Source organism: Paracoccus sp. Ld10 (genome assembly GCF_045064235.1).
Taxonomy (GTDB): Bacteria; Pseudomonadota; Alphaproteobacteria; order Rhodobacterales; family Rhodobacteraceae; genus Paracoccus.
Genome location: NZ_JBISHD010000031.1, coordinates 316379 through 328496 on the forward strand (window position 1 = coordinate 316379; position 12118 = coordinate 328496).

Here is a 12118-nt window from a genome sequence, read left to right on the forward strand (position 1 = left end):
TTCACTCCGCCGGTTGCAGGACGCGGACACCCGCGTCCGGGGTGGGCAGGTCCGGGGTCAGGGGATCATGACGTGCCGCACGCCGCGCCAGATAGGCCAACGTTCCCAGATAGGCCGCCATCAGCAGGGCATAGACCAGCAGGTAAGCGACCAGACTGGAGGCGACCATGCCCCCGGATACCGGGCCGACGGCGTCCTTGGTGGACAGCACGCCGGTCACCAGCCAGGGCTGACGTCCGATCTCTGTCACGTACCAACCGGCAAGCGTGGCGATCCAGCCGGAAAACCCCATCGCGGCAAAGGCATAGATCCAGGGGCGGGGCAGGCCCTCGACACCGCGACCGCGGCGCATGAACCACATCGACGACCAGGACAGCGCCAGCATCGCGAAACCCATGCCGACCATCACCCTAAAGCTGTAGAAGACCGGTGCCACGGGCGGGTGCTGGACCGTGCCGTCATCAGCCACAAAGTCGTTCAGGCCCGGCACCTCGCCATCGACGCTGTGGGTCAGGATCAGGGATGCGACGTTCGGGACGGCGATCTCCAACCGGTTTTCGCGTGCGTCCTGATCGGGGATCGCGAACAGGACCAGCGGCACGTTCCCCTGCGTTTCCCAGTTACCCTCCATCGCGGCGACCTTGGCGGGCTGGTGTTCCAACGTGTTCAGGCCGTGCATATCGCCGGCGTAGATCTGCAGCGGGATCAGCAGTGCCCCCATCGTCGCGCCAAACCGCAGCGTGGTGCGGACTTCGGCACCGCGGTCGCCCCAGATCCAGCGCAGGGCCGATACACCGGCGATCAGGAACGCCACCGTCAGACCCGATGCCAACAGCATGTGCGTCAGACGATAGGGCAGCGACGGGTTGAAGATGATCGCCATCCAGTCGGTCGCGTGCACGACACCGTCGATCAGCGCATAGCCGTCAGGCGTGTGCATCCAGCTGTTCAGAACCAGGATCCAGAAGGCCGACAATGTCGTCCCGAAGGCGACCAGAGAGGTCGCGGTCGTGTGCAGCCAACCGGGCACGCGGCGGAACCCGAACAGCATGATGCCCAGGAACGCGGCCTCCAGAAAGAAGGCGGTCAGGACTTCGTAGGCCAGCAGCGGCCCTGCAATGTTGCCCACCCGCTCCATGAAGCCCGGCCAGTTTGTGCCGAACTGGAACGACATGGTGATGCCCGACACAACGCCAAGAGCAAAGGACAGGGCAAAGACCTTGACCCAGAAACGATAGGCGTCCATCCATTTTTCGTCGCCCGTCCGGTTGAAGCGCAGCTTGAAGAACAGCAGCACCCAGCCAAGTGCGATGGTGATAGTCGGGAACAGGATGTGGAAAGAGATGTTCGCGGCAAATTGAATCCGCGACAGAATCAGCGGGTCCATTGGGTTCAGCCTTTCGTTTGAGGGTTGCTGCGACGGATCGGGATCAGTTTGCCCGCGCCGTCGACAAGGCGACCAAGACGGGCGCCCATGTTCAGGATCGCGACAAGACGCTCGGTCTCGAACCGGGCCATGTCGTCATGAAATCTGGTCATCTGTTCGATCAGCTGGCGCAGTTCAGCGATCCGGGCATGGGCTGCGCGATCGGCAGGGTCGGGTTCGGCCATCGACAGTTCGCGCAGCTTGGTCAGGGTCGGGTCGATCTCGCGCTTGCGCCGTTCGTTGATCAGCGTGCGCACGATCTCCCACAGGTCGTCGGGGGTGGTAAAGAACTCGCGCCGATCGTCCTGCTGATGGCGCAGGCGGACCAGATTCCAGCTTTGGAGTTCCTTGAGCGCCATCGACACGTTGGACCGCGAGAAGCCGAGGGCCACCACGATGTCGTCCGCACACAGCGGCTGATCTGCCAGGAACAGCAGTGCGTAGACCTGACCTACGGTACGGTTGATGCCCCACCGCGATCCCATTTCGCCGAAATGCAGGATGAATTCCTGCCGCAAGGCCGAGAGTGACATTCGCTTGATCCTGTCATTTCAGTAATTACTGAAAACATCATAGATCAGCTTGGGTGCGGGCCAATCGGGCGGGTTGTCGCATACGGACATGCAAACGCCCCCGCCTCTGAAAGGCGGGGGCGTCTTATCAGTCACGCAAAGGGATCAGTTGCCGATAACCTTGCAGGGCTGCGACCGGCTTTGCATTCGTTCGCAGGCCAGTTCGGCATGCCCCTTTGACAGGTTGCCGAATTGCGGCTCGAACCCGCGATTGGTGTTTGAAACGTGACGGCGCGCCGCACCGAACAGGTTGCCGTCCTGCAGCGCCAGACCCAGAAGCAGTCGGTCGGCCTCGGCCTGCGAGGGATACAATCCCAGGCTGACGCCCCAGTTGCGACCACTGTCCGTGGGTCGGCGTACGACCTCAAGCGCCTCGGGGTTGCTCAGGTCGCCTTCACCCATCGCAGCAAGGATCACGGTTTCGGACCGCGGTTTGGGTGCCGCAGAACTGTCCAGCGACAGCGTTCCGGGGGCGGCCCGCATCTGCGGTTCGGGGGTGGCCGCAGGGGCGGGATCGGGTTGTGCGACCGCGGCAATGCTGGCCGTGCGCCGGGGAGAGGGCGCGGGCCGGGCGGATCCGGCCAGGACGGGTGCCGCAAGGCTGGCCTGCTGTGCCGGCGCATCGTCGGACGCCACGACCGTGGCCAACGCTTGCTGGATGGCCTCGGGGGCCGGGGATGCCGATCCGGGGCGCGCACGCGGGCGCACGCTGCTGGCCAGCGCAGCGCCCGGTGCCGCGGCGGCGGGTGCGGTTGCACCTGCAAGGCGCAGCGCCTCGGTCAGGTCGACCTTTGGCGCCGCAGCGACCAGCGTCGAGGCCGCAGCGGCAGGCCGTGTTGCTGGCGGGGGCGACGCCTGCAGCACCAGGCGCTGTGGTTCCGCCTGGGTCGCGGCCGGACTGGCGGCAACCTGTGCCCGGCGTGTCGTCGATTGGACCAGCATGCGCGGCGCCTGCGGCCGGACCTCGCGGACGCGATCGGGAATGCGGGTAAAGCTGCTGTCCAGCAGTTCGGTCATCACCTGGTTGCGATGCGCGGTGGATGTGCCACCGAACACGGTCGCGATCAGGCGGCGGTTGCCGCGCTGCGCCGATGCGGTCAGGTTGAACCCCGCCGCCCGTGTATATCCGGTCTTGATCCCGTCCGCCCCGGAATAGGCATCCAGAAACCGGCGGTTGGTCGATGCGACCTGGGCGATTCCGGCATCGGCCGAGCGGCGCGAGAACAGGTTGTAATACTGGGGGAAGTCATAGAACAGATGGCGCCCCAGAACGCTCATGTCATGCGCGGTCGAGAAATGGCCTTCGGTCGTCAGGCCGTGGGCGTTGCGGAACTGGCTGTTATTCATGCCAAGAGCGCGCGCCATCTGTGTCATCTGCTGGGTAAAGGCCTGCTCTGACCCTGCGAGGCCTTCGCCGATGGCGGTGGCGGCGTCATTGGCCGACTTGATCGCGGCTGCACGCAGCAGATAGCGCAGTTCGATCTGCTGGCCTGCGCGCAGGCCCAGCTTGGAGGGTGGCTCGTTCGCGGCCTTGCTCGAAATGGTGAATTTGGAATCCAGCCGCACCTGCCCGCGTTCGATGGCCGAAAACGCCATGTACAGCGTCATCATCTTGGTCAGCGAGGCCGGGTGCAGTCGTGTATCCGAATTCTGGCGATAGATGGGTTGCCCGGTCCGGGCGTCCATCACATATGCCGCGAAAGGCGCCGCGGCGGCCGGCAGGCCCAACAGGGCAACGGCCAGGACGGCATGACAAAGCAGCCGGAAGGCATGGGTAAATCGGGTCACTGTCGCTGTCTCTCTGCCTCAAGCGGACGCGTCGTTTGTCGCACGTCCGTCGTTAATCAACTTATAATAGCACGGGTCTTTTCACCTTGAAACCGGGCAATCGCGCTAATTTTGTCTGCACTGTTGGCGGGGTGCCCATACCCCGAGTCGCGGCGCTTCAGCGCGGGGGGCTTTCATCCGGGCGCGTTTGCGCTATATTTCGCATGATGGCGACAGCGCCCACGTCCTCGCCTCCGCATTCAGGAACGACCGCAGCCCGATGACGCACTGGATGACCGAACCCGACAACCCCGATGATCAATCCGATCTGGCGGTCAAGCCGCGCGCGAAATCGCAGCGGCCGCCGATGTACAAGGTCATGTTGCTGAACGACGATTTCACGCCGATGGAATTTGTTGTCCATGTCTTGGAACGGCTGTTCCACATGACCCACGCACAGGCGATAGAGATCATGTTGACCGTGCACCGCCGGGGACTGGCCGTGGTCGGCGTATTTTCACACGAGGTGGCCGAGACAAAGGTCGCCCAGGTGATGGAACTGGCCCGACGTCAGCAACATCCCCTGCAATGTACCATGGAAAAAGAGTAATCGCTTGACCCAATCACGACTGGAGCTGGCCTTTCCGGATGGCCATCCCGGAGGCCGGGTGCTGTTCATCGGCGCCACCGCCACGGATGATCTATCAGCACTGAACGCCGATCAGCTGACGATTGTTCAGGGAAACTTCCCCGACCATCGCGACCTGACCGCGCGCGGTTTCGACGTGCAGACCGATGCGCAGGGCCGTTTTGACGCGGCCATCGTTCGGTTGCCCCGTGCCAAGGCCGCGGCGCGTGCGCGCCTGTCAATAGCCGCGGGGCATCTACCGACCGGCGCGGCCCTTTGGGTCGACGGTCAAAAGACCGACGGTGTCGATTCCCTGTTGAAGGAACTGCGCGGCCACGCCGAGGTGCGCGACGTGATCAGCAAGGCGCATGGCAAGATTTTTCAGGTCACGGTACCCGAAGGTGGCCTGCCCGCCGACTGGACAGCGTCCGAGCGTCAGGTCGAGCCGGGATTCGTGACCCTGCCGGGCGTCTTTTCGGCGGATGGCATCGATCCTGGGTCACGGATGCTGGCGGATAATCTGCCGCCCAAGATGCCGACCCGCGTGGTGGATCTGGGCGCGGGCTGGGGGTGGCTGTCGGCGCATGCGCTGGCCCGGCCCGGCATCGCCGAACTGCATCTGGTCGAGTCGGACCATGCCGCCCTGACATCGGCACGGCGGAACGTGACCGACCCCCGGGCACGTTTCCATTGGGCGGATGCGCGCGATTTTGCCCTCCGCGAGCCGGTGAATGGCGTCATCATGAACCCGCCGTTCCACGAGGGGCGGCAGGCCGACCCCCGGCTTGGTGCAGATTTCATCGCCACTGCGGCGCGCATCCTGACCGGCGCGGGCCGGCTGTGGATGGTGGCAAACCGTCATCTGCCCTACGAATCGGCGTTGGCCCAGCACTTTGGTCAGGTCCATGAAATCGCCGGTGACACCCGTTTCAAGGTGATCGAGGCGACCGCAGCGGGCAAGGGCACCGCGACGGTCCGGAGCAAGGGATCGCGGCGGTGACACTGTCGATTCAAGGCAAGACGGCGATCGTCACCGGGGCTGCGCGTGGCGTCGGGCTGGCCATCGCGCGGCATCTGGCGGAACGGGGCGCATCGGTGATGTTCGCGGATGGTGATGAACAGGCGTTGCAATCGGCGGTGTCCGATTATGCGGGCGAAGAAAGCCAGGTCCGCCATTTCGTCGGCAACATGTCGGAAAAGCTGGCCATGGCGAACCTGCTTTCCGCGACGCTGGATGCTTTTGACCGCGTCGACATCCTGGTAAACGCCCATCGTTTCGTCCGGGGCAGCGATCCGCTGGACACCGACATGGACGCCCTGGAGGAGATGCTGCGCCAGAACATGCTGGCAGGTCTGCGCCTGTCGCAAATGGTCGCCAAGCGCATGATCCGCCAAGCAGAGGGAGAGGATCCCGGTGCACAGACCGGGTCGATCGTGAACATCTCGACCTTGGCCGCGCGGCGACCGATCCCGTCGATGTTGGGGTATTCCATTGCCTGTGCCGCCCAGGAACAGGCGACGCGCGGGCTGGCGCTGGCGTTGGCGCCGCACCGCATCCGCGTGAACGGCGTCAGCTTCAGCAGCGTGATGTCGCATGAGCTGCAATGCGCGCTGAAGGACAATCCCGACCAGCGCGCGCAGATCATCGCGGGCACCCCCCTGGGCCGCATCGCCCCGGCCGAAGAGCTGTCAGAGACGGTGCATTACCTGGTCAGCGATGGCGCGCGGTTCGTGACCGGCCAGATCGTGACCGTGGACGGCGGCCGCAGCCTGGCAGACCCCGTCACGTCGCAGGTTCTTTAGGTTTCCGCGGGATAGGCCGCCCGGCATGCGGTGACCGCGGCATTCGCGCCGCGCGTCAGTGCCGCCTGGCGTTCTGCTAAACCGTCGCGCTTGCGCGTTTCCGCGGAGGGGTCGATGGGCACGCGAAAGCGTTCGACATCGACATAGTCGCGCCAGCAGCCGTATGTGGTGATGTGCCTGTTCCCCTCGTGGTCGCGAGTGACGCGTTCGCATTGCGCAAACCGTGACCGCACCACCTGGCGTTCGTCCCAGGCATAGCCCCGCGACAGATTGCCCTCGACCTCGGCCAGCAGGCCGCTGACGGTGCGATATTCGCTGGTGTTCCGGCTGATGCAGCGTTCCTGCGGCGTGGCGCATGCGCCAAGCGCAAGGACCGGTGCAAGGCAAAGGGCAAGGGCGGTGTTGCGGCGCATGGCGGCTCTCTTTATGGACGCAGGCGATGCTAGTCGCGATGACTGGGGCTGGCAAATCACGAATGAGGCCCGCCATGGACGAACAACGCCGCCGCGCCGCAGATTGGTTTCGCGACCTGCGCGACCGCATCACGACCGCCTTCGAGGCGCTGGAGGATCGCGCCCCCGGTGCCCCCCCCGCAGGCCGGTTCGAGGTGACGCCCACCGAACGCGCCGACAATGGCGGCGGCGGCATCATGTCGGTGATGCGCGGCGGCCGTGCCTTTGAAAAGGTCGGCGTGAACTGGTCCGAGGTGCACGGCACGCTGGCCCCCCGCGCGCAGGCCGCGATGGCCGCCCGCGGCGTCCCCGGCATGGAGAGCGACCCGCGGTTCTGGGCATCGGGCATCAGCCTGGTCGCGCATATGCAGAACCCGCACGCCCCCGCCGTACACATGAACACCCGCATGTTCTGGACCCCCGGCGCATGGTGGTTCGGCGGCGGGTCCGACCTGAACCCCTGCATCGAATACGCGGACGACACCGCGCATTTTCACGACACGCTGCGCGATGCCTGCGCGGCCCACGGGGCGGATTACTATGACCGCTTCAAGGGTTGGGCGGACGAATATTTCTTTATCCCGCATCGCGGGCGGGCGCGTGGCGTGGGCGGGATCTTTTACGACGATCTGAACACCGGGGATTGGGAGGCCGATTTCGCGTTCACCCGCGACGTTGGCGCGGCGTTCCTGCCGGCCTTTCTGCCGCTGGCAGAGACGCGCATGACACAGGGTTTCGACGATGCCGATCGGGACGCTCAGTTGATCCACCGAGGGCTCTATGCCGAATACAACCTGGTCTATGACCGCGGCACCAAGTTCGGGCTGGAGACCGGCCACAACGCCGATGCCGTCCTGATGAGCCTGCCGCCCCTGGCAAAGTGGGTGTGAGCGTATGAAGGATCGCCCGTGGGAGAACCTCGATGATCTGGACGGCACCGAAGCTTCAGAGGCAATCGCCGCGTTCTGCTGGAGCAGACTTGCCATCCTCAGAACCCAGCAGCGCATCTATGTCGGACTGTACTCAGACCCGGAGCGTGTGGCTGTTCTGAGGAACGCGTCTCAGACAGTCGCAGGTGTCATGGACGACGCACTTTTTGATGTCATCGTACTTGGCATCTGCCGACTTCTTGACCCGCGGAAGGCGGGTCGGACGCCGTACAGAAACCTGACATTCGACCTTCTTATTGCCAGTCTTCCTCCCTCTGACCGGACAGCCGCCTTTACCTTCGCGCGCATTAGGCTGTGCGAGCGCGCGGAGGTTCTTCGCGATCGCCGTGACAAGCACCTGGCACATACGGATGTCGATTCACTCAGGCAAGGTTCGGAGGTAGGCTGGACCAGCATGCAGGACATCGAAATCGTCCTGCAGGGCATGGGCGACCTGTTGGAACAAATTTACGCATCCGAGTTCGAGCGGCACATAGTCACCTGGCCTGCGGACCGTTTCCACGAACTTGGGTTCCTACGTGCGCTGTACTTCGGGAAAACTGCCCATGATGAACGCAAAGCGGCCTTCACGAAGGAATATATGGGTGTCCCCCTGAGCCGAAACAGTCGATTGCCAGATCTGGGCACGATATACCCAAAGTTCCTGCGCAGTCCTTTCCGTTCAGCAGACTAAACGTCCAGTTCCTCGACGAACCGCGCATTCTCCTGAATGTATTCGAACCGCAACTCCGGTTTCTTGCCCATCAGGCGTTCGACCAGGTCGCCGGTTTCTCCGCCTTCGTCGTCGTCGATGCTGACGCGGATCAGCTTGCGGGTCAGCGGGTTCATGGTCGTGTCCTTGAGATCCTTGGCGTCCATCTCGCCCAGTCCCTTGAACCGCTGGACGTCGATCTTGCCGCGACCGCCCAGGCCCTTGGCCATCATCTTTTCCTTTTCCGCGTCGTCGGACACATACAGGCGCTGCGCCCCTTGGGTCAGCCGGTACAGCGGTGGACAGGCCAGATACAGGTGCCCCTTGTCGATCATCGGCCGCATCTGCGTGAAAAAGAACGTCATCAGCAGCGATGCGATATGCGCGCCGTCAACGTCGGCATCGGTCATGATGATGATCTTGTCGTAGCGCAGGTCGTCGACGTTGAAACGCGTGCCCATGTTGACGCCGAGCGCCTGGCACAGATCGTTGATTTCCTGGTTCGCGCCCATCTTGGACGACGCCGCACCCAGTACGTTCAGGATCTTGCCACGCAGCGGCAGCAGGGCCTGTTTGGTGCGATCACGGGCCATCTTGGCCGATCCACCGGCGCTGTCCCCTTCGACGATGAACAGTTCGGTCCCGTCGCGGTTGGTGGCGCTGCAATCGACCAGCTTGCCGGGCAAGCGCAGCTTTTTGGTGGCCGTCTTGCGGGCGGTTTCCTTTTCCTGGCGGCGGCGCAGGCGTTCCTCGGCGCGCAGCACCAGGAAATCCAGGATCGCGCCGGCCGATTTCGTGTCGGATGCCAACCAGGTGTCGAAATGGTCGCGCACCGCACCCTCGACCAGGCGCGCGGCCTCGGTCGTGGCCAGGCGGTCCTTGGTCTGGCCCACGAATTCCGGCTCTCGGATGAAACAGCTGACCAATGCACAGCCGCCGATGATCAGATCCTCACGCGTGATCTGGGCGGCCTTCTTGTTGCTGACGCGTTCGCCATAGGTGCGGATGCCCTTCAGGATCGCGGCCCAGAACCCCATCTCGTGCGTGCCGCCCTCGGGCGTGGGGACGGTGTTGCAATAGGACTGGATGAAGCCGTCGCGCGCAGGCGTCCAGTTGATCGCCCAGTCCACCTTGCCCGGAACACCGAACTTCGCATTGAAATCGATGCTGCCGGAGAACGGGCGGTCGGAATAGGTGCTGGCCCCGGACAGCGTCTCGGTCAGGTAATCGGCCAGACCGCCGGGGAAATGGAACGTGGCCTCGCGCGGGGTTTCGCCATCGTCGATCTCGGTCTTCCAGCGGATCTCGACGCCGCTGAACAGGTAGGCCTTGGATTTCACCATCTTCATCAGCCGCCCGGGCTTGAAGCGGTGATGGCCAAAGATCTCTTCGTCAGCGTGGAACGTCACGGTGGTGCCGCGCCGGTTCGGTGCCGCGCCGATCTTGGCCACCGGCCCCTGCGGGATGCCGCGTGAGAAACGCTGCTCGAACAGTTCCTTGTTGCGCGCGACCTGCACGACCATCAGGTCCGACAGCGCGTTCACGACCGACGCGCCAACCCCGTGCAGACCGCCCGACGTCTGATAGGTGTCACCCGAGAACTTGCCCCCCGCATGCAGCGTGCACAGGATCACCTCCAGCGCGGATTTACCGGGGAATTTGGGGTGCGGGTCGATGGGAATGCCGCGACCGTTGTCGCGTACGACGACGCTGAAATCGGCCTGCAGCTCGACCTCGATCCGGGTGGCGTGGCCCGCCACGGCCTCGTCCATCGAGTTGTCCAGGATTTCCGCGACCAGATGGTGCAACGCGCGTTCATCGGTGCCGCCGATATACATGCCGGGGCGCTTGCGCACAGGCTCCAACCCCTCCAGCACCTCGATGGAGGATGCGGAATAGGCGTCGCTGGCGGCGTTGCCGGAAAGAAGGTCGTCGGCCATGGGGTCGCTCGCTGATTTGGATCGTGGCGCTTATCTCATGGCGCAGGGGCGGGCGGCAAGGGGTTGTGTCCCCCGCGCGCCCCGACCCAAAGGATTGCGCCGCCTATTCAGGCTCTGCCATGCGGGCGGCCCACATCGCCTGGAACGCCGGACGATCCTGACAGGCAGACAGCCATGCGCGGATCGCGGGGAACCCCTCCATCAGCGCGCCGTGCCCCTGGGCATAGCGCACGATCTCGGACAGGTTCAGGTCGGCCACGGTGAACCGTCCCCCGACCAGATAGGCGTGGGTCGCCAGATGATCCTCCAGCACCTTCAGGGGCCGGACCAGCCGTTCGGACGCGTCCGCGACGATGCCGACGTCATCGGCCGATTGCAGCGTGCCGCGATTGTGCAGCATCATGATGGTCAGCGCGTCGGGTTCGATCGCGGTCGCGCCATAGACGGACCACTGGGTCATCAGCGCGTCTTCGGCGTAATCCTGGGGGCCGGTGGGGCCGCCATGTTTGCGCGCCAGATGCAGGGTGATCGCCAGCGATTCGGACAGCACCAACCCCTCGTCCTCGATCACCGGAACGGCGCCTGCGGGGGACAGGTCCAGAAAATCGGGGCTGCGGGTGTTGGGGGGCGCGTCGGGCGCGTCGGCATTGCCGATGCGATAGGCCTGGATGACGGGCACCTGCCGAAAGGGCAGGTCCAGTTCGTGACAAAGCCACACGACGCGCGATGCGCGCGAGCGGGTGACGCCGTGGATGGTCAGCATGATGGCCCCCGGATTGGTTCGGCGGCCACATTGGGACGCGCGCGCGCGCGCCGCAAGCCCCCCGTCAGCGGATGCCCGCGCGCGCCGCGGCGCGATCGATCGCGTCGATGATCGCTTGCGGATCGCCATGCTGGGGCATGTGGCCCTGATCGGGCAGGATCGTCAGTGCGGCATTGGGCAGCGCATCGGACAGGGGCAGGGCGTGGATGCCGGCGGGCACGATGGTGTCGCGTCCCCCGTGGATCACCTCGACCGGCAGGGTCAGCCGTGGATAGCCGGGCGCCATGGCGCGCAGATAGGGGCGCAGCCCGGTGATCTGTGCCGCGTTCGCGCGATAGTTGCCGCGCCGCGCGGCCAGCCCCACGCCGATGTAATCGGAATAGCCCGCCGGCACCGCCTGCGGCTGAAAGATGTCGGCCATGATCCGATCCCCAAGCGACACCGGCGCCAGTGCCGTCAACAGCGGCGGACCAACCCGGTCGCCAAGCGGCGTGTCCAGAAACGCGAACCATCCCGACAGATCGCCGGGCCACGGCATCGTGGCCCCCGACACGATCACCAGCGCCGCCGTAGCGCCCGGCGCGCGTAGGCCCCAGGCCATCGCCACCGCACCGCCATAGCTGTGCCCCAGCACGACGGGGCGGCGGACGCCCAGCTGATCTGCGGCGGCGCGCAACAGTTCGGCCTGGGCAATGGGGTTGTCGGTCTGTTCGCCGATGGCATCCGTCCATCCCAGCCCCGGCCGGTCAAAGGCCAGTACCCGGTACCGTGTGGCCAGCCGGTCGGCCAATGCAAAGGTGAAATCACGGCTGTTGCCGCTGGCCCCATGCAACAGGATCAGGTCGGGACCGCTGCCGCGGATGTCGACATGGACGGTGCGGCCCTGCACCTGAATCAGCTGGCCGGTGGGGGGGAATTCGGCCTCGAACGCTGTTTCGCGCGCGGTGGCGCGGGCGTTGACGATCCGTCCGCAGCCGGTCAGGGCAAGCGCCAGTCCTGCCATCGTGAATGCGCGTCGTTTCATGCGGTCAGCCCCTGTTCCTGTGCCAGACACGTTGCGAACCATGCCAGAGTTGCGCCGTGCAGGTGGTTTTCCGCCCGGCTGGCAAAGCGGTGATTTGCAAGC

12 protein-coding genes are annotated in these 12118 nt (G+C 64.8%); 5 read left to right on the plus strand and 7 right to left on the minus strand.

What is annotated here, in order from left to right:
- Nucleotide 1: 1 nt before the first annotated feature.
- From ACJJVR_RS13675 to ACJJVR_RS13685, 3 genes are all read right to left on the minus strand, one after another.
- The gene (locus tag ACJJVR_RS13675) at nucleotides 2-1387 is read right to left on the minus strand and encodes a cytochrome ubiquinol oxidase subunit I (protein ID WP_405405357.1); all 1386 of its coding nucleotides are present in this window, start codon (nucleotides 1385-1387) and stop codon (nucleotides 2-4) included.
- Between the two features lie 5 nt (nucleotides 1388-1392).
- Nucleotides 1393-1959, minus strand: a complete 567-nt coding sequence (locus tag ACJJVR_RS13680; protein ID WP_405405360.1) for a GbsR/MarR family transcriptional regulator — start codon at nucleotides 1957-1959, stop codon at nucleotides 1393-1395.
- A gap of 144 nt (nucleotides 1960-2103) precedes the next feature.
- Nucleotides 2104-3786 carry a serine hydrolase gene (locus tag ACJJVR_RS13685; RefSeq protein WP_405405362.1) on the minus strand — a complete coding sequence of 561 codons (1683 nt, stop codon included), beginning with the start codon at nucleotides 3784-3786 and terminating at the stop codon, nucleotides 2104-2106.
- A 271-nt stretch (nucleotides 3787-4057) separates the two neighbouring features.
- Between ACJJVR_RS13685 and clpS the strand changes: the two genes are divergently transcribed.
- The 3 genes from clpS to ACJJVR_RS13700 are packed head-to-tail and all read left to right on the plus strand — an operon-like array spanning nucleotide 4058 to nucleotide 6196.
- Nucleotides 4058-4375, plus strand: a complete 318-nt coding sequence (clpS, locus tag ACJJVR_RS13690; protein WP_405405364.1) for an ATP-dependent Clp protease adapter ClpS — start codon at nucleotides 4058-4060, stop codon at nucleotides 4373-4375.
- 4 nt (nucleotides 4376-4379) lie between these two features.
- A complete protein-coding gene (locus ACJJVR_RS13695) occupies nucleotides 4380-5393 on the plus strand; it encodes a methyltransferase (RefSeq protein WP_405405366.1) in 1014 nt (337 codons plus the stop codon).
- Nucleotides 5390-6196, plus strand: coding sequence for an SDR family NAD(P)-dependent oxidoreductase (locus tag ACJJVR_RS13700; RefSeq protein WP_405405368.1), 807 nt, complete (start codon nucleotides 5390-5392; stop codon nucleotides 6194-6196). The genes ACJJVR_RS13695 and ACJJVR_RS13700 overlap by 4 nt, the downstream gene beginning before the upstream one ends.
- Here the strand turns inward: ACJJVR_RS13700 and ACJJVR_RS13705 are convergent.
- Nucleotides 6193-6609 (minus strand): hypothetical protein, encoded by a 417-nt coding sequence (locus ACJJVR_RS13705; protein ID WP_405405369.1) that lies wholly within the window; start codon nucleotides 6607-6609, stop codon nucleotides 6193-6195. The genes ACJJVR_RS13700 and ACJJVR_RS13705 overlap by 4 nt on opposite strands.
- 62 nt (nucleotides 6610-6671) lie before the next feature.
- Between ACJJVR_RS13705 and hemF the strand changes: the two genes are divergently transcribed.
- Both hemF and ACJJVR_RS13715 read left to right on the plus strand, forming a co-directional pair.
- A complete protein-coding gene (hemF, locus tag ACJJVR_RS13710) occupies nucleotides 6672-7538 on the plus strand; it encodes an oxygen-dependent coproporphyrinogen oxidase (RefSeq protein ID WP_405405371.1) in 867 nt (288 codons plus the stop codon).
- A gap of 4 nt (nucleotides 7539-7542) precedes the next feature.
- Nucleotides 7543-8271 (plus strand): hypothetical protein, encoded by a 729-nt coding sequence (locus ACJJVR_RS13715; protein WP_405405373.1) that lies wholly within the window; start codon nucleotides 7543-7545, stop codon nucleotides 8269-8271.
- Here ACJJVR_RS13715 and parE read toward each other — a convergent pair.
- The 3 genes from parE to ACJJVR_RS13730 all read right to left on the minus strand — a co-directional run bounded on the left by parE (nucleotide 8268) and on the right by ACJJVR_RS13730 (nucleotide 12016).
- Complete coding sequence (parE, locus tag ACJJVR_RS13720; protein WP_405405374.1) at nucleotides 8268-10229, minus strand: DNA topoisomerase IV subunit B; 1962 nt, start codon at nucleotides 10227-10229, stop codon at nucleotides 8268-8270. The two genes, ACJJVR_RS13715 and parE, sit on opposite strands and share 4 nt — an antisense overlap.
- A 103-nt stretch (nucleotides 10230-10332) precedes the next feature.
- Entirely contained in the window at nucleotides 10333-10992 is a 660-nt protein-coding gene (locus ACJJVR_RS13725) for a glutathione S-transferase family protein (RefSeq protein WP_405405376.1), read from the minus strand.
- Between the two features lie 64 nt (nucleotides 10993-11056).
- A complete protein-coding gene (locus tag ACJJVR_RS13730; RefSeq protein ID WP_405405378.1) occupies nucleotides 11057-12016 on the minus strand; it encodes an alpha/beta fold hydrolase in 960 nt (319 codons plus the stop codon).
- Nucleotides 12017-12118 lie beyond the last annotated feature (102 nt).

Coding starts and splice junctions, on each gene's coding strand:
- ACJJVR_RS13675 (WP_405405357.1), bottom strand. CDS start 1,387: ATGGACCCGCTGATTCTGTCGCGGATTCAATTTGCCGCGAACATCTCT.
- ACJJVR_RS13680 (WP_405405360.1), bottom strand. CDS start 1,959: ATGTCACTCTCGGCCTTGCGGCAGGAATTCATCCTGCATTTCGGCGAA.
- clpS (WP_405405364.1), top strand. CDS start 4,058: ATGACCGAACCCGACAACCCCGATGATCAATCCGATCTGGCGGTCAAG.
- ACJJVR_RS13705 (WP_405405369.1), bottom strand. CDS start 6,609: ATGCGCCGCAACACCGCCCTTGCCCTTTGCCTTGCACCGGTCCTTGCG.
- hemF (WP_405405371.1), top strand. CDS start 6,672: ATGAGGCCCGCCATGGACGAACAACGCCGCCGCGCCGCAGATTGGTTT.
- ACJJVR_RS13715 (WP_405405373.1), top strand. CDS start 7,543: ATGAAGGATCGCCCGTGGGAGAACCTCGATGATCTGGACGGCACCGAA.
- parE (WP_405405374.1), bottom strand. CDS start 10,229: ATGGCCGACGACCTTCTTTCCGGCAACGCCGCCAGCGACGCCTATTCC.
- ACJJVR_RS13725 (WP_405405376.1), bottom strand. CDS start 10,992: ATGCTGACCATCCACGGCGTCACCCGCTCGCGCGCATCGCGCGTCGTG.
- ACJJVR_RS13730 (WP_405405378.1), bottom strand. CDS start 12,016: ATGAAACGACGCGCATTCACGATGGCAGGACTGGCGCTTGCCCTGACC.